Source organism: Azospirillum sp. Marseille-Q6669 (assembly GCF_965111635.1).
Window position 1 is genome coordinate 596,106 of record NZ_CBCOOP010000002.1, and the last position, 15,418, is coordinate 611,523.

Consider the following 15,418-nt stretch of genomic DNA (forward strand, 5'->3'; position numbering starts at 1 on the left):
ACGGCAGCACCCCGCCCTAGGGAAGGAGGATCCGTGGCCGCCCGCGAGCCCGAACCAAGGCGCATGGCGGCACAGAACCGCCGCGCACGCTTCGACTATTTCATCGAAGACACCCTGGAGGCCGGTCTGATCCTGACCGGCACCGAGGTGAAGTCGTTGCGCGGCGGCCGTGCCAGCATCAACGAGGCGTACGCCGGCCTCAAGAACGGTGAACTGTACCTGTTCAACGCCTACATTCCGGAATACGGGCAGGCGGGCCGCTGGCTTCAGCACGAGACCAAGCGCCCGCGCAAGATGCTGGTGCACCGTCGCGAGCTGAGCAAGCTCATGGGCGCCATTAAGCAGAAGGGGATCACGCTGATCCCGATGACCGTCTATTTCAACGACCGCGGCATTGCCAAGGTCGAGGTTGGCCTCGCCACTGGCAAGAAGAAGCATGACAAGCGCGAGTCCGAGAAGGAGCGGTCGTGGCAGCGCGACAAGGCGCGCCTGATGCGCGACAAGGAGGGGATAAAGGGAAAAAGCTTGTGAGCCGATTGTCCAACCGCGCGACCGACCGCGATTCCACCGTGGCCGGCGTTGCCGCGGAGGCCCTGGCCGAGCGCCGCCCGCAGGGCCGCATCCTGGTGGCCGGCGACACCGACGGCGCCATGGAAGCGGCCTTGGCCGACGGCGGGGCGGAGGTCGTCTCCTGGCACCGCTTGGCGCTGGACGGCAAGTTGGCCACGCCCTGGCCGGCAGACGGTGCCTTCGATGGCGGGGTCCTGCGCCTGCCGCGCGGCTGGGCCGCCTTCGAGATGGCGTTGCACGCCCTGGCAGCCCGCTTGCCGGCAGGGGCGCCGCTGTGGATCGCCGGCAGCAACGACGAAGGCATCACCTCCGCGCCGAAGCGCTTCGACGGGCTGGCCGAAGGCGTGGAGACGCTGACCATCAAGCGCCGCGCCCGCCTGCTGGAAACCCGCCGGACCAGCGATTCGGCCAAGGGCAATCTGGAGGATTGGCGGGAGACCGTCACCCTGCCGCTGCCGGGGCGCGACGAGGCGTTGGATCTCGTGTCCTATCCCGGCCTGTTCGCCCATGGCCGTCTCGACAGCGGCACGGAATGCCTCCTCCAGGTCCTGCCGGAGATCGCGGCGGGCACCGCCGTCCTGGATTTCGGCTGCGGCGCCGGGGTGATCGCGCGGGCGGTGCGGGAGCGCACGCCGGACGCCCGGCTGACCCTGCTGGACATCGACGCGGTGGCTCTGCACGCCGCCCGCCAGAACGTGCCGGACGCGGAATGCGTGTTGAGCGACGGGCTGACCGGGCTCGGCGCGCGGGAACGCTTCGGGCTGATCGTGTCGAACCCGCCGCTCCACCGCGGCAAGGACGAGGATTTCGGAATGCTGGAGGCGCTGGTCGCCGGCACCAAGCAGTATCTGAAGCTGCGCGGCTCGCTGGTCGCGGTGACCCAACGGACGGCGGGAGTCGGCAAGCTGTTCAAGACGGCCTTCGGCCACGCCGATCTGCTGCTGGAAACACCGCAGTTCCAGGTGTGGAAGGGCACGCCGAAGTAATCAGCGACCATCGCCACGCAGGTCCGACGGGTTCGCGCCCGTAACGGCCCGAACCCGTCGGGCGAAGTGGGAGCGGGAGGTGTAGCCAACGGCTTCCGCCGCTTCCTGCACGGACATCCCGTCACTTTCCAGCAACCGAAGGGCGTGAGCGACACGCTCCTCCGTCAGGATGCGCCGTACGGAGGCGTCTTCATCGGCAAGGCGTCGGCGCAAGGTCCCCGTGCTGAGGCCCATCTCGACAGCGACGCTCCTGGCTGTCCAAGGCTGGTCGGGATAGGCGCGGACCAATTGGCGGACCGCGTCGGCCGTGCCACCGGGCATTCCGTGTCCGAGCCACCAAACACAGTCGTCCAGAAGGGCCAGCAGGACTTCCATGCAGCGGTGCTCGACGAGGCGTGGGCTGAGCGCGGCGCCCGCGGCCAAGCCGGCGGCGGCGTGCTCCACCGCGCTGACCAGAGCGGGCGTCAGGGCCACGCGGAAGTCGCGCGGATGCTGCCGGGTGCCGGCCCGTGCGGTGGGATGGGCGTCGAGAAGCCGCCGGACCATGTCCCCCGGGAACTCCAGGATCAGGGCGCGGTAATGCCCGGTCGCCTCGCTCGGGGCGTTCACCACCGTGCCGATCCAGCCGGGCGGCAGCAGCATCGCCGAACCCTTCGGAAAATGGTGGGTGCCGCGGGTGTCGGTGACCTCCTTGGCACCGTCGATCACCACGATCAAGGCCGTGCGTTCTATGCGGACGTCCGTGATGCGTTCGCGGTTGCGGGCCACGAACGCCCACAGTTCGGGGCGGTGCGGGCGATCGCCGGAGCCCGGTCGGATGTCGCGGGCGGCGTAGCGGGACAATGCAGGAAGGAGGTCCGGTGTCATGGCGGCGTCCAGTCTAGGAGGCGCCGGGACGCGCGGGCAAGGTCCGCTGCGCTCCTTCCGCACGCTCATCGACCGTAGCGCGCGGTCAGCGTGGCCTTTTCCAGGCGGTTCGCGTTCAGTAGAAAGCCGACCATGGCGCCCGACGAGTTCGCGTCGAGCGGAAGGCTGTCCGTCTTCAATGCGTGGACGGTGAAGACGTAGCGGTGTGGTGTGTCGCCGACCGGCGGACAGGCACCGCCGTAGCCCGGCGTGCCGAAGTCGGTGCGGCTTTGCAACGCTCCGGCCGGAAGCAATCCCGTGTCCGGATTTCCGGCCCCGGCCGAAAGCCGCAGGGTGGTGGCGGGAAGGTTAAAGACGATCCAATGCCACCAGCCGCTGCCTGTCGGCGCGTCGGGGTCGTAGGCGGTGACAGCGAAGCTGCGTGTGCCGGCCGGTGCGTCCTTCCAGGCCAACGCTGGCGAGAGATTTTCCCCTGTGCAGCCGAAGCCGGCGAAGACATGCCGCTCGCCCAGAGGTGCCCCGTCCTTGATGTCGGGGCTGGTCAGCTCGAAAGCGGTGGCCGGGGCGGCGCCCATGGCAAGGATGGCGGCGAGCAGGAGAGCGGAACGATTGTGCATGGGGAAACTCCATCGGTCGGCGATGGCCACATGCTATAAAAGCGTCCGCACACCCGTGCGCCCGAACAGCCCAAAGACGAGCCCGAACGGCTCAGCCTTCCCTCAACCGCCGCGCCGCGTCCACGGCGCCGTAGGTCAGGATGGCGTCGCAGCCGGCGCGCTTGAAGCCGGTCAGGGTCTCCAGCAGAGCCTTGTCGTAATCCAGCCAGCCGTTCTGCGCGGCGGCGCGCAGCATCGCGTATTCGCCGGAGACGTGATAGGCGAAGGTCGGAACCGCGAAGGTGTCCTTCACCCGACGGATGACGTCCAGATAGGGCAGGCCCGGCTTCACCATCACCATGTCCGCCCCTTCCTGCAGGTCGAGGGCGACCTCGTGCAGGGCCTCGTCGGTGTTGGCGGGGTTCATCTGGTAGGTCTTCTTGTCACCCTTCAGGAAGCCGCCGGAATTCACCGCGTCGCGGAACGGGCCGTAGAAGGCCGAGGCGTATTTGGCGGCGTAGGAGCACAGCCGCACCAACTCATGCCCATGGCTGTCCAGCCGGTCGCGGATCAGGCCGATGCGGCCGTCCATCATGTCCGACGGGGCGACGATGTCCACGCCGGCGTCGGCCTGAGACAGCGCCTGCCGGGCCAACACCTCGACCGTCTCGTCGTTCTGGATGTAGCCGTCGCGCATCAGCCCGTCGTGGCCGTGGGTGGTGTAGGGGTCGAGCGCCACGTCGCCCAGGATGCCGACATGCGGCACCGCGGCCTTCAGCGCGCGGATGGCGCGGTTCATCAGGTTGTCGGGGCGGTAGGCCTCCGCCGCGTCCTCCGACTTGCCTTCGGCGCCGACGACCGGGAACAGGGCGACGCAGGGGATGCCGAGATCGCCGGCCGCGGCCACCGCTTCGGTCAGCAGGTCGATGGTCAGCCGCTCCACGCCGGGCATGGAGGCCACGGGCACCCGCTGATTCTGCCCCTCGATGACGAAGACCGGCCAGATCAGGTCGTCCACGGTCAGGCGGTTTTCGGCGACGAGGCGGCGGGTCCAGGCGTCGGCGCGATTGCGGCGAAGCCGGGTGCGCGGGAAGGACGCCGGGGACCGGAAATGCGAAGCGGACATGCGGGGGACCTGATGTGCTCTTAAAACTTGCGGCGCGATCCTACGCCGCATGGCCGCCGCGACTCAAGCCGCACCGCTCACAGGTCTGAATCCCGAGTCCTGCATCTCCATGACCCAGCGGTGCCCGTCCTTGCGCCATTGCGAGACGAGGCCGCCGGTGAAGGCCGCTCCCTCCCAGGACCGCACCTCGAAGGTGACGCGCGGCGGTTCGATGGCGATGAGGTTGTAGGCGTTGGCCTCGTTGCGCAGGCGTGTGGAGGTCGCGGTGGAGGCCTGGGCGACCAGGATGGAGCGCGCCACCTGGGTGTGGTGGGTCATGATGTCGCCGGAATAGGCGCGGTGCAGGTGCCCGGCCAGCAGCAGGTCGACCCCGCAGCTTTCCAGCGCCGGCAGGGCCAGCTTGTGCCGCCCGACCAGCTTCGTCTTCGGCGCGTCGGGCGGCGGCAGGAAGGGGTGGTGGGTGAACAGCACCTTGAAGACGGTGTCCGGCACCTCGCAGAACACCTCGCGCACGCGCTTGATCTGCGCCTTGTTCATGCGCCCCTCGGAAAAGTCGGTGATGACCGAGCGCGCCGTGTTGATCCCCAGCACGGCGATTTCCGAATCGATGTGGAAGGGGCTGAGGTCGGTGGTGATGTAGCGCTTGTAGTTGCCGAACGGGTCGAGGAATCGGCGCACCACGTTGTAGACCGGGATGTCGTGGTTGCCCGGCACGACCAGATAGGGGAAGGGCAGCTTCTCCAGGAAGGCCCGCGCCTCCAGGAAATGGCGGGCCTTGGCGCGCTGGACCAGATCGCCGGAGATGACGATCAGGTCGGGCTGCGCCACCGTCAGGTCGGCCAGCAGGCCGTCGACCACCAGCGGGTCGATCCGCCCGAAATGCAGGTCCGAGATGTGGGCGAGCTTCTTCACGACACCTCCCCGGCAGTCATTCCCGTCACGCGCCGTCCGCCGTGCCGTCGCCTTCGGGCGCCGCCTTGGGCAGCAGGACCTTCAGCGCCTTGGGACGGATGCGGTAGTTCAGCGGCGGTTCCATCTGCAGGATTTCACCGTCGTTGACCATCTTCAGCCGCCGCCGCCGGCTGTGCACCGTCAGTTGCGTGGCCGTCAGCGTTTCCAACTCCTCATCCTGCTGCCAAGTTCCGAGCATGGTGCGGCCCATCAGCCGCAGCAGCCCCCAGGGGTCGCGCTGCCGCGCCACATAGACGCCGAGCTTGCCGGAATCGAGACGGTCGCGGCGCAGGAGCATGCTGCCCGCCTCGCCGTCGAAGGGGTTGTTGGAGACAACCAGAATCGGAGTGCGCACGCGGCGCGGCCCCTCGCCCCAATCGATCCGCACGTCGAGCAGGGGCAGGCGGCGGAAGGTGCGGACCATGGCGAGCGCCATCGCCGGCCATTTCAAAAGTCGGTGCCGCTTGCGCTTCTCCTCGCGCTCCTGCACCACCTGGGGATAGAAGCCGAGGACGGAGCTGTTCAGGTAGACCTCGCCGTTCACCTCCGCCACGTCGATGCTGCTCACATCGCCGGCGGCCAGGGCCTCGTACGCCTCGTCGAGGTCCAGCGGGGTTTTCAGATCGCGCGCCAGCAGGTTCATGGTGCCGAGCGGCAGGATGCCCAGGATCTTGCCGGTGGGCAGGATCATGTTGACCGCGGTGTGGATGGTCCCGTCGCCGCCGCCCACGATGACCAGCTCCGCGTCGGAGTCGATTGCCTTGCGGATTTCCGATGCGCAGTCGGCCGGCTCCACCGCGGTCAGCGACACCTCCGCCCCGTGCCGCTCGAAGGCGCTGCGGATCGCCGCCACCGTATCGTCGATCGGCTGTCCGGCCAGCGTTCCCGCGGACCGGTTGAGGATGATGGCCGTCTTGCGGCCCGCTCCCTCCCGACGTGACGCTTGCGCTGCTGAGGCTGCCATCATGGAACTGTCCCGCTCATGACTGTGGGTGCGGCAACGGCTGAGGCGGGGGCGGTGTTCCGCGACGCTGCGCTGCGAAACCGCGGTTTGACACGCCGCCCGCCGCCCGTATCATCGCCCGAAACCGATCAATTCGCCCCACAAACGAACAAATGGAAACGACCGGAACCATGAGCGACCCTGCCGAGATCCAGTTCGCCGAGATCCTTTTCGAACGCCGCGGCTCCATCGGGCTGGTGACGCTGAACCGCCCGAAGGCGCTGAACGCCCTGACGCTGGGCATGATCCGCCTGTTCGATCCGCAGTTGCGCGCCTGGATCGCCGATCCCGAGGTCAAGACCATCGTCGTGCAGGGCGCGGGAGAGAAAGCCTTCTGCGCTGGCGGCGACGTGGTGAACCTGTACGAGACGGGCAAGGCCGCCAAGGCGGGGCAGGACGACGGCGCGTCCATTCGCGCCTTCTTCAGCGAGGAGTATGTCCTCAATCGCCTGATCCACACCTGCCCGAAGCCCTATGTCGCGCTGATCGACGGCATCAGCATGGGCGGCGGCGTCGGCCTGTCGGTTCACGGTTCCCACCGGATCGTGACCGAGCGGACGATGTTCGCCATGCCGGAGACGGGCATCGGCCTCTACCCGGACGTCGGTGGCACCTATTTCCTGCCGCGCCTGCCCGGACAGGTCGGCATCTGGCTGGGCCTGACCGGCGACCGTCTGAAGGCGGCCGACATGATCGAGGTCGGCGCCGCCGACGCCTTCGTGCCCAGCGCCAAGCTGGAGTCCCTGATCGCCGAGCTGGCCGACGCCGTGCCGGCCGACGAGGCGGTTGCGCGCCATCGCGAGGAAGCCGGCGAACCGCCGGTCGCCGCCAACCGCGCGGCCATCGACCGCTGCTACGCCCATGATGGCGTGGAGGCCATCGTCGCCGCTCTGGAGGCCGAAGGCACGGAATGGGCGGCTGGCCAGCTCGCCACGCTGAATCGCGTATCGCCGACCAGCCTGAAGGTGACGCTGGAGGCGCTGCGCCGCGGCGCCAAGCTGGACTTCGACGGCTGCATGATCCAGGAGCTTCGCCTCAGCCTCGCCTTCCTCGCCCGCCACGATGTCTACGAAGGCATCCGCGCGGCGCTGGTCGACAAGGACCGGAATCCGCGCTGGTCGCCCGCTTCTCTGAGCGAAGTGACGGCTGAAGAGGTGGCCGGTTACTTCGCCGAACCCGTTGGCGGGGATTTGCGCTTTACCGAATGAAGAGGACCGCCCCCCTTTATTGCACTCTGAACGTGCACGGATGCGGGCACATTCCGCGCGTTTCTGCGTTAGTATCGGGGAAATCCTTGCGGGACTTGTCTCAAACCTGACCGTTGTTGTTGCCTGACGGTTGTTGTCGGGGGTCGGATGGGACGGGTCGGCTTGCTGCCCGGTTCGCCGGGGGGAACGCCGCCGGGGTGCCTGGATTCCAGGCACCTCCTGGCACGCGACGGGGCTTGGCACGGCAGGACGGGGGTATTCCGCAGAGCCAGGCTGTTCTACAACCCGGGCTGTGCTTTTGGGGCATTATTGAGGTGATTGCCGGACAATGATCGGTTAATCTCCCCTTAAGGACCCCGGAAAGGCCACAGGTCGGCCCATGTCCGGTACGAGCCAAAGGAGACCGCGGTGCGCAAACCCTATTATGAAAGCATCCTCTTGATCGAACGGCTTCACCGCCACTTTCTCGAGGTGCTGAAGACCGAGCTTGACCGGCTCGGTATCCAGGACATCAACAACGTCCAGAGCCTGATCCTGTACAACATCGGCGAAGACGAGATGACCGTCGGCGAACTGACGGCGCGCGGCTACTATCTCGGCTCCAACGTGTCCTACAACGTGAAGAAGATGGTCGAGAACGGCTATCTCGGGCAGGAGCGTTCGCCGCACGACCGCCGGTCGGTGCGCGTCCGCCTGTCGGAGAAGGGCCTCGATCTCCGCGAGAAGATCAGCCGCATGTTCGAGCGCCACCTGACGGCGCTGGAGAAGGCCGGCTTCAGCGACGAGGAGCTGGTCAAGGCGAACGAGACCCTGCGCAAGCTCGAACGCTTCTGGTCCGCGTCGCTTGACTACAGCGGCTTTCCGCTGACCTCGGCGGCCTGATCCACGACCGCCTGAGTCGTATCGGTACCGCGGTTTCCGGCTCCTGCGTCGAAAGAGAAAGGCACGCTTCCGGTTTCAAGTCCGGGGGCGTGCCGCGAGTCGGTGTGCGGCCCTGCGTGGCCGCTTTTTTCATGCCCCCGTTTGGCCTCCCACGGCCCCCTTTTGCCGACGGTTCTGCCGTCCGGCCACGCTTTGTCACACCTTCGATGCTTCCGGATGGACGGGATTAAGTTCTTTCCGTAAGCTGTACGTGTGACAGATTGCTGCTAACCTGAACCAAACAACAGACGGTCTCGCGGAAGGCTGCTGAAAACAGGAAATGGGGAGGATATGGCAAGTGACGTCATTCTGGAGACGCGCGGACTGACCAAGGAATTCCGGGGCTTCGTCGCCGTCCGCGACGTCAGCCTGCGGGTGAAACGGGGGTCCATCCATGCGCTGATCGGTCCCAACGGGGCCGGAAAAACGACCGTTTTCAATCTGCTCACCAAGTTTCTTCAACCCAGCAATGGGAACATCCTGTTCAACGGGCGCGACATCACCGCGGTGAAGCCGGCGGACGTGGCGCGCCTGGGCATCATCCGCTCCTTCCAGATTTCGGCGGTGTTCCCGCATCTGTCGGTTCTGGAGAATGTGCGCGTCGGGCTGCAACGGCCGCTCGGCAACTCCTTCCACTTCTGGAAATCGGAATCGGTGCTCGACCGTCTGAACGGGCGGGCGATGGAACTGCTGGAGGATGTCGGGCTGACCGGCTACGCCCACCGGCCGGCGGCAGAGCTTCCCTATGGCCGCAAGCGCGCGCTGGAGATCGCCACGACGCTCGCCCTGGAGCCGGAAATGCTGCTGCTCGACGAGCCGATGGCCGGCATGGGGCACGAGGACATCGACCGCATCGCCGCGCTGATCAAGCGGGTCTCGGCCAATCGCACGATCCTGATGGTCGAGCACAACCTGTCGGTGGTCGCCAACCTGTCGGACTGGATCACCGTCCTGGCCCGCGGCGAGATCCTGGCCGAAGGCCCCTACGCCGAGGTGTCGCGTCACCCGAAGGTTCGGGAAGCCTATATGGGGAGCGGTCATGCCTGACGGCGCAACGGTGAAGACCGCGATGTTGGAGGTCTCCGATCTCCACGCCTTCTACGGTGAAAGCCACGTCCTGCACGGCGTGAACCTGGAGGTCCGCCAGGGCGAGGTGGTGACGCTGCTGGGCCGCAACGGCGCCGGCAAGACGACCACCATGCGTTCCATCATGGGCATTGTCGGCCGGCGCACCGGCGCCATCCGTTTCCAGGGGCAGGAACTGATCGGCATGGCGCCGCACAAGATTCCGCGCCTCGGCATTGGCTATGTGCCGGAGGAGCGCGGGATCTTCGCCTCGCTGAACGTCGAGGAAAACCTGACGCTGCCGCCGGTCGTGAAGGACGGCGGCATGACGGTCCAGCAGATCTACGAGCTGTTCCCCAACCTGCAGGGCCGGGGTACGACCCAGGGCACCCGCCTGTCGGGTGGGGAGCAGCAGATGCTGGCCATTGCGCGCATCCTGCGCACAGGCGCCACCATGATCCTTCTCGACGAGCCGACGGAAGGGCTGGCCCCGGTGATCATCGAGCAGATCGGGGTGGCCGTCCGCAAGCTGAAGCAGCGCGGCTTCACCGTCCTGATGGTGGAGCAGAACTTCCGCTTCGCCGCCACCATCGCCGATCGCCATTACATGATGGAGGAAGGTCATGTGGTGGACATGATCCCGAACAACCAGCTCGCCGCCAACATGGAGAAGCTGCACACGTATCTGGGTGTCTGAATCAACAAGCAGAAACGCTCGAATTCGAACGGGGAGGAATGGAATGATTGCACGTCTGCTTGCCGGAGCGGCGCTTGCCGCGCTGGCCGTCGGTTCCGCGCAGGCCCAGCAGGGCAAGATCTCCGGAGACGTCGTGAAGATCGGCGTCCTCAACGACCGCTCCGGCCTCTACGCCGATTTGGGCGGCGAGGGCTCGGCGGTCGCCGTCCGCATGGCGGTCGAGGAGGTGGGCGGCAAGATTCTTGGCAAGCCCATCGAAGTCGTCTCGGCCGACCACCAGAACAAGCCGGACATCGGCTCCAACCTCTCCCGCGAATGGATCGACCGCGACGGGGTGGACGTCATCGTCGACGTGCCGAACTCCGGCGTCGCCCTGGCGGTGCAGGAGGTGACGCGCGAGAAGAAGAAGATCTTCCTGATGCAGGGGCCGGCGACCTCGCGCCTGACCGGCGACGCCTGCTCGCCCACCGGCTTCCACTGGGCCTACGACACTCGCGCGCTGGCCGTCGGCACCGGTCAGGCCATTGTGAAGGAGGGCGGCAAGAGCTGGTTCTTCCTGACCGCCGACTACGCCTTCGGCCACCAGCTCGAAACCGACACGGCAGCGCAGGTGAAGAAGGCCGGCGGTACGGTCGTCGGCGCTGTGCGCGCACCGCTGAACACGGCGGACTTCTCCTCCTTCCTGCTGCAGGCGCAGTCGTCGGGCGCGCAGGTCATCGGCCTCGCCAACGCCGGTGGCGACACCATCACCTCGATCAAGCAGGCGTCGGAGTTCGGGCTGACGCAGAACGGGCAGCAGAAGCTGGCCGGGCTGCTGATCTTCCTGTCGGACGTGCACGCGCTGGGCCTCCAGGTCGCCCAGGACCTCGTCCTGACCACCGGCTTCTACTGGGACATGGACGACGAGAAGCGCGCCTGGTCGGAGAAGTACAAGGCGAAGACCGGCAAGATGCCGACCATGGTGCAGGCCGGCAGCTACTCCTCGGTGAAGCACTACTTGAAGGCCATCGAGGCGGCGGGGACCGACGACGGGCCGACCGTCGCCGCCAAGATGAAGGAGATGCCGGTCAACGACATGTTCGCCAAGAACGGCAAGATCCTGCCGAACGGGCGGATGGTCCACGACATGTATCTGGCCCGCGTGAAGAAGCCCAGCGAGTCCAAGGGGCCGTGGGATTACTACGAGATCATCCGCACCATCCCCGGCGACGAGGCCTTCGCCACCCTGGCGGAAAGCGGCTGCAAGCTGCCGGGCTGATCCCCGCCCGCCCTGGCGCCCGGTTTCCCGCCATCGCGCGGGGCCTGGGGCCGGGGCGATCACCCGCCGCGCAGAACGGTCGGAGAACGGCCGGAGGCGAACCACACATGTCCACCATCTTCGGCATCCCGCCCCAGGCGCTGTTCGGGCAGCTTCTGCTGGGGCTGATCAACGGGTCCTTCTACGCGCTGCTTAGCCTCGGGCTGGCGGTCATCTTCGGCATGCTCAACGTCATCAACTTCGCCCACGGCGCCCTTTACATGCTGGGAGCGTTCGTGGCGTGGCTGCTGCTGACCACGGCGGGGATCGGCTATTGGTGGGCGCTGCTGCTGGCGCCGCTGGTGGTCGGTGCCTTCGGCGTGCTTTTGGAAAAGACGCTGCTCAGCCGCCTCTACAAACTCGACCATCTCTACGGGCTGCTGCTGACCTTCGGCCTCGCGCTGATCGTGGAGGGGATTTTCCGCCATTTCTATGGCGTGTCGGGCCAGCCCTACCCGATCCCCGACCTGCTGCGTGGCGGGCAGAATCTTGGATTCATGTTCCTGCCCAACTACCGCGGCTGGGTCGTCGTCGCCTCGCTGGTCGTTTGCCTCGCCACCTGGTACGCCATCGAGCGGACGAAGCTCGGCGCCTACCTGCGCGCCGCAACCGAGAATCCGGTGCTGGTCCAGGCCTTCGGCATCAATGTGCCGCTGATGATCACGGCCACCTATGGCTTCGGCGTCGCTCTGGCCGGGCTGGCCGGCGTGCTGGCCGCCCCGATCTATCAGGTGTCGCCGCTGATGGGCTCCAACCTCATCATCGTCGTCTTCGCCGTGGTGGTGATCGGCGGCATGGGGTCGATTCTGGGGGCGGTGCTGACCGGATACGGTCTGGGCCTGTTGGAAGGTCTGACGAAGGTGTTCTATCCGGAGGCGTCCAACATCGTCGTCTTCGTCATCATGGCCGTGGTGCTGCTGATCAAGCCCGCCGGCCTGTTCGGGCGGGAGAGGTGACCCATGGCGACCGAGATCCACGCCGTCCGCCGCGACACCGCGGCTTCCGCCACCGGGCGACCGGCCATGCCGGGTCTGCTGGCCCTGGCCGTGCTGCTGCTGGTCCTGATTGCCGCGCCCTACGTGCTGTACCCCGTCTTCGTGATGAAGGTGCTGTGCTTCGCGCTGTTCGCCTGCGCCTTCAACCTGCTGATCGGCTTCGCCGGTCTGCTGAGCTTCGGCCATGCCGCCTTCTTCGGCGGCGCGGCCTACATCACCGCCCACACGGTGAAGGTCTGGGGGCTTCCGCCGGAACTCGGCATCCTGCTGGGAACGGCCTTCTCCGCAACGCTCGGGCTGGCCTTCGGCGCGCTGGCGATTCGGCGGCAGGGCATCTACTTCGCCATGATCACGCTGGCCCTGTCGCAAATGGTCTTCTTCATGGCGCTGCAGTTCAAGTTCACGGGCGGCGAGGACGGCATCCAGGCGGTGCCGCGCGGGCATCTGTTCGGGGTGATCGACCTCAGCCAATCGATGTCGATGTACTACACGGTGTTGGCGGTCTTCCTGTTCGGCTTCGTGGTGATCTGGCGCACCGTCCATTCGCCCTTCGGGCAGGTCCTGAAGGCGATTCGCGAGAACGAGCCGCGCGCCATCTCGCTCGGCTATCGCACTGATCATTACAAGCTGATGGCCTTCGTCCTGTCCGCGGCGCTGGCCGGTCTGGCCGGCGGCACTAAGGCGATTGTCTTCCAACTCGCCACGCTGACCGACGTGCAGTGGCAGATGTCCGGCGCGGTGGTGCTGATGACCCTGCTGGGCGGCATCGGAACGCTGTTCGGCCCGGTGGTCGGGGCGGCGCTGGTGGTGACGCTGGAGAATTATCTGGCGGCGAGCAACCTGCCGGTGCCGGTGGTGATCGGCGTGATCTTCGTCGCCTGCGTGCTGCTGTTCCGCCGCGGCATCGTCGGGGAGATCGCTGCCCGCTTCGCCGAAAAACGCCCGTGAGCCAGAAGAAAATTGCAATTCTTTATTTGGGAGCACCGAATGGTTGAGGCCGTCCATCCATTTTACGAGAATCATCGCAGCGCGATGGAGGCCGCCATGCGCCATCGCCTCGATCTTGCCGAAGCGATGTTGGGCGAGCACCTTCATCCATCCAGCGTTGATGGAATCAAGAGGGAGGTGATGGACGAGTTCGCCATCGTGCTCACGCAAATGCCCTATGTCGGGGGCACGGACAGTCGCATGAGCGACTTCTTCATGCGTCTCCTGGGCTTCATGGCCATCAGCCGGGTGCTCCGGCGGCACGGCGTGCCGCTGTCCGTGATCGGCGACATTGAGCGGGACACCTACAAGGCCCAGCTGCTTACCGTGCCCGAAGCGGAACGCCTCGCCTCGGGGCGTCAATTCATGTCACCAGAAAATCAGGCGTTTCTCCGTGAACAGGCGGAGAAAAGCCGTCAGGAGCAGTTTCCCGAAGATTTCGTCTACGACTTCGTCGAGCCGGGTCCAGGAGACCGTTTCGAGTTCGGCATCAACTACAAAGCCTGCGGTTTCTGCAAGTTCGCGGCCCGCCATGGCGACAAGGACCTTCTGCCAAACATCTGCGGTCTCGATTTCGACGCCTACGCGACGCGCGGCATCCATCTGGAAAGAACGCAAACCCTGGCCGGCGGCGCCAGCCACTGCGATTTCCGATTCTCGCGGCTCCGATTGGCCTGAATGCCCGCTTTCGGAGGGGGCGATAACGGTCGCCCCCTCCGGGAACGGAATTAAAGCCGCAGGGCCTCCTCCGCCGGCTGGTAACCCAGCCCCTGGGCGTCGGCAACCGCCTTGCAGGTGATCGCCCCGGCGTGGATGTTCAGCCCGGCGCGCAGGTGCGGGTCGCGCGCCAGCGCCGCGCGGTACCCCCGGTTGGCGAGCGCCAGCGTGAAGGGCAGGGTGGCGTTGTTCAGCGCGAAGGTCGAGGTGCGCGCGACCGCCCCCGGCATGTTGGCGACACAGTAATGGACCACCCCGTCCACCAGATAGGTCGGCTCTGCGTGGGTGGTCGGGTGCGAGGTCTCGAAGCAGCCGCCCTGGTCGATGGCGACGTCCACCACCACGGCGCCCCGCCGCATCCGCTCCACCATCGCCTTGGTCACCAGCTTCGGTGCCTCGGCCCCCGGCACGAGAACCGCGCCGATGACGAGGTCGGCGTCGAGCACATGCTCCTCGATCGTGTCGACGGTCGAATAGAGCGTCTGAAGCTTCGCGCCGAACTGCAGATCCAACTCCTTCAGCCGGGGCAGCGACTTGTCGATGACGATGACCTTCGCCTCCAGCCCCATGGCCATGCGGGCGGCGTTGGTGCCGACCACGCCGCCGCCCAGCACCACCACCTTGGCAGCCGGAACGCCGGGCACGCCGCCGAGCAGGACGCCGCGCCCGCCCTGAGCCTTCTCCAGGCAATGGGCGCCGGCCTGCACCGACATGCGGCCGGCCACCTCGCTCATCGGCGCCAGGAGCGGCAGGCCGCCGCGGGAATCCGTCACCGTCTCGTAGGCGATGGCGACGGCTCCGGATTCCAGCAGCAGCTTGGTCTGGTTCGGATCGGGGGCGAGGTGCAGATAGGTGAACAGGATCTGCCCCCGGCGCAGCATCGCGCATTCCTGCGGCTGGGGTTCCTTCACCTTCACCACCATGTCCGCGCGGGCGAAGACGGTTGCGGCGTCCGGTACGATCTCCGCCCCGGCGGCTTCATAGTGCTCGTCGTCCAGCCCGATGGCGGCGCCGGCTCCTGTCTGAATCAGCACGCGGTGACCGTGATGAACCAGTTCGCGGACCGAAGCCGGGGTCAATCCGACGCGGTATTCATGGTTTTTGATTTCCGTCGGCACGCCGATGAGCATGGGCATCCTCCGCGGGTGGGCCGGTGCCGGACCAGGACGGGCAGCGCGCCGGCTCAGGGTTTCTTACCTCAGAATTTGGGGTGTGTTCCGGCCATCCGCATCTCACTTGCCGTGCTGCTTGGTGATTTTCTTTGGATCAATTAAAACACTCCATGAAATTTTATATGAAACTCTATTCAATAAACCTTGGCACAGACTTCTCTGTATCCGCAAAAAAGTAGGTAAGGTTAGTTTTTAGAGTTGTGGAACTATTATTCGGCGCCATGGTATATGGATGTTTGTGTCGCACTGCACAAAAATCG

The 15,418-nt window shown here is 66.3% G+C and carries 16 protein-coding genes; 10 read left to right on the plus strand and 6 right to left on the minus strand.

Translation table 11 applies throughout. The annotated features are described in order from the left end of the window. Positions 1-63 precede the first annotated feature (63 nt). Positions 64-531 carry an SsrA-binding protein SmpB gene (gene smpB, locus ACWPXE_RS14070; RefSeq protein ID WP_454018777.1) on the plus strand — a complete coding sequence of 156 codons (468 nt, stop codon included), beginning with the start codon at positions 64-66 and terminating at the stop codon, positions 529-531. Then, positions 528-1,556 (plus strand): methyltransferase, encoded by a 1,029-nt coding sequence (locus ACWPXE_RS14075; protein ID WP_454018340.1) that lies wholly within the window; start codon positions 528-530, stop codon positions 1,554-1,556. The genes smpB and ACWPXE_RS14075 overlap by 4 nt, the downstream gene beginning before the upstream one ends. Here ACWPXE_RS14075 and ACWPXE_RS14080 read toward each other — a convergent pair whose 3' ends face one another. The 5 genes from ACWPXE_RS14080 to ACWPXE_RS14100 form a co-directional block, all read right to left on the minus strand. Further along, the gene (locus tag ACWPXE_RS14080) at positions 1,557-2,423 is read right to left on the minus strand and encodes a helix-turn-helix transcriptional regulator (protein WP_454018341.1); all 867 of its coding nucleotides are present in this window, start codon (positions 2,421-2,423) and stop codon (positions 1,557-1,559) included. It abuts the gene before it with no gap. A gap of 65 nt (positions 2,424-2,488) precedes the next feature. Continuing rightward, positions 2,489-3,040 carry a YbhB/YbcL family Raf kinase inhibitor-like protein gene (locus tag ACWPXE_RS14085; RefSeq protein WP_454018342.1) on the minus strand — a complete coding sequence of 184 codons (552 nt, stop codon included), beginning with the start codon at positions 3,038-3,040 and terminating at the stop codon, positions 2,489-2,491. A 91-nt stretch (positions 3,041-3,131) separates the two neighbouring features. Further along, complete coding sequence (gene hemB / locus ACWPXE_RS14090) at positions 3,132-4,145, minus strand: porphobilinogen synthase (RefSeq protein ID WP_035673731.1); 1,014 nt, start codon at positions 4,143-4,145, stop codon at positions 3,132-3,134. A 63-nt stretch (positions 4,146-4,208) separates the two neighbouring features. Further along, a complete protein-coding gene (locus tag ACWPXE_RS14095) occupies positions 4,209-5,057 on the minus strand; it encodes a metallophosphoesterase family protein (protein ID WP_237903618.1) in 849 nt (282 codons plus the stop codon). A gap of 25 nt (positions 5,058-5,082) precedes the next feature. Further along, on the minus strand, positions 5,083-6,063 hold the full coding sequence (locus ACWPXE_RS14100; protein ID WP_454018343.1) for a diacylglycerol/lipid kinase family protein: 981 nt from the start codon (positions 6,061-6,063) through the stop codon (positions 5,083-5,085). 167 nt (positions 6,064-6,230) lie between these two features. Here ACWPXE_RS14100 and ACWPXE_RS14105 point away from each other — a divergent pair, with 167 nt between their 5' ends. The 8 genes from ACWPXE_RS14105 (at position 6,231) to ACWPXE_RS14140 (ending at position 13,947) form a co-directional block, all read left to right on the plus strand. Then, positions 6,231-7,307, plus strand: a complete 1,077-nt coding sequence (locus ACWPXE_RS14105) for an enoyl-CoA hydratase/isomerase family protein (RefSeq protein WP_454018344.1) — start codon at positions 6,231-6,233, stop codon at positions 7,305-7,307. Between the two features lie 408 nt (positions 7,308-7,715). Beyond that, on the plus strand, positions 7,716-8,189 hold the full coding sequence (locus tag ACWPXE_RS14110) for a MarR family winged helix-turn-helix transcriptional regulator (protein WP_014240398.1): 474 nt from the start codon (positions 7,716-7,718) through the stop codon (positions 8,187-8,189). A gap of 330 nt (positions 8,190-8,519) precedes the next feature. Further along, positions 8,520-9,275, plus strand: a complete 756-nt coding sequence (locus tag ACWPXE_RS14115) for an ABC transporter ATP-binding protein (RefSeq protein ID WP_454018345.1) — start codon at positions 8,520-8,522, stop codon at positions 9,273-9,275. After that, positions 9,268-9,990, plus strand: a complete 723-nt coding sequence (locus ACWPXE_RS14120; protein ID WP_454018346.1) for an ABC transporter ATP-binding protein — start codon at positions 9,268-9,270, stop codon at positions 9,988-9,990. The genes ACWPXE_RS14115 and ACWPXE_RS14120 overlap by 8 nt, the downstream gene beginning before the upstream one ends. A gap of 43 nt (positions 9,991-10,033) precedes the next feature. Continuing rightward, a complete protein-coding gene (locus ACWPXE_RS14125) occupies positions 10,034-11,248 on the plus strand; it encodes an ABC transporter substrate-binding protein (protein WP_454018347.1) in 1,215 nt (404 codons plus the stop codon). Between the two features lie 107 nt (positions 11,249-11,355). After that, positions 11,356-12,243, plus strand: a complete 888-nt coding sequence (locus tag ACWPXE_RS14130) for a branched-chain amino acid ABC transporter permease (protein ID WP_149165824.1) — start codon at positions 11,356-11,358, stop codon at positions 12,241-12,243. Between the two features lie 3 nt (positions 12,244-12,246). Then, positions 12,247-13,230, plus strand: coding sequence for a branched-chain amino acid ABC transporter permease (locus ACWPXE_RS14135; RefSeq protein ID WP_454018348.1), 984 nt, complete (start codon positions 12,247-12,249; stop codon positions 13,228-13,230). Positions 13,231-13,269: 39 nt separating this feature from the next. Then, the gene (locus tag ACWPXE_RS14140) at positions 13,270-13,947 is read left to right on the plus strand and encodes an L-2-amino-thiazoline-4-carboxylic acid hydrolase (RefSeq protein ID WP_454018349.1); all 678 of its coding nucleotides are present in this window, start codon (positions 13,270-13,272) and stop codon (positions 13,945-13,947) included. A 50-nt stretch (positions 13,948-13,997) separates the two neighbouring features. Here the strand turns inward: ACWPXE_RS14140 and ald are convergent, their stop codons facing one another. Continuing rightward, the gene (ald, locus tag ACWPXE_RS14145) at positions 13,998-15,116 is read right to left on the minus strand and encodes an alanine dehydrogenase (RefSeq protein WP_454018350.1); all 1,119 of its coding nucleotides are present in this window, start codon (positions 15,114-15,116) and stop codon (positions 13,998-14,000) included. Between the last annotated feature and the right edge of the window lie 302 nt (positions 15,117-15,418).

Excerpts from the sequence above, each read along its gene's own strand:
- ACWPXE_RS14135 (WP_454018348.1), top strand. The coding sequence starts at position 12,247 with ATGGCGACCGAGATCCACGCCGTCCGCCGCGACACCGCGGCTTCCGCC.
- ACWPXE_RS14120 (WP_454018346.1), top strand. The coding sequence starts at position 9,268 with ATGCCTGACGGCGCAACGGTGAAGACCGCGATGTTGGAGGTCTCCGAT.
- ACWPXE_RS14115 (WP_454018345.1), top strand. The coding sequence starts at position 8,520 with ATGGCAAGTGACGTCATTCTGGAGACGCGCGGACTGACCAAGGAATTC.
- ACWPXE_RS14100 (WP_454018343.1), bottom strand. The coding sequence starts at position 6,063 with ATGATGGCAGCCTCAGCAGCGCAAGCGTCACGTCGGGAGGGAGCGGGC.
- ACWPXE_RS14105 (WP_454018344.1), top strand. The coding sequence starts at position 6,231 with ATGAGCGACCCTGCCGAGATCCAGTTCGCCGAGATCCTTTTCGAACGC.
- ACWPXE_RS14080 (WP_454018341.1), bottom strand. The coding sequence starts at position 2,423 with ATGACACCGGACCTCCTTCCTGCATTGTCCCGCTACGCCGCCCGCGAC.
- ald (WP_454018350.1), bottom strand. The coding sequence starts at position 15,116 with ATGCTCATCGGCGTGCCGACGGAAATCAAAAACCATGAATACCGCGTC.
- ACWPXE_RS14085 (WP_454018342.1), bottom strand. The coding sequence starts at position 3,040 with ATGCACAATCGTTCCGCTCTCCTGCTCGCCGCCATCCTTGCCATGGGC.
- hemB (WP_035673731.1), bottom strand. The coding sequence starts at position 4,145 with ATGTCCGCTTCGCATTTCCGGTCCCCGGCGTCCTTCCCGCGCACCCGG.
- ACWPXE_RS14125 (WP_454018347.1), top strand. The coding sequence starts at position 10,034 with ATGATTGCACGTCTGCTTGCCGGAGCGGCGCTTGCCGCGCTGGCCGTC.
- smpB (WP_454018777.1), top strand. The coding sequence starts at position 64 with ATGGCGGCACAGAACCGCCGCGCACGCTTCGACTATTTCATCGAAGAC.
- ACWPXE_RS14130 (WP_149165824.1), top strand. The coding sequence starts at position 11,356 with ATGTCCACCATCTTCGGCATCCCGCCCCAGGCGCTGTTCGGGCAGCTT.
- ACWPXE_RS14140 (WP_454018349.1), top strand. The coding sequence starts at position 13,270 with ATGGTTGAGGCCGTCCATCCATTTTACGAGAATCATCGCAGCGCGATG.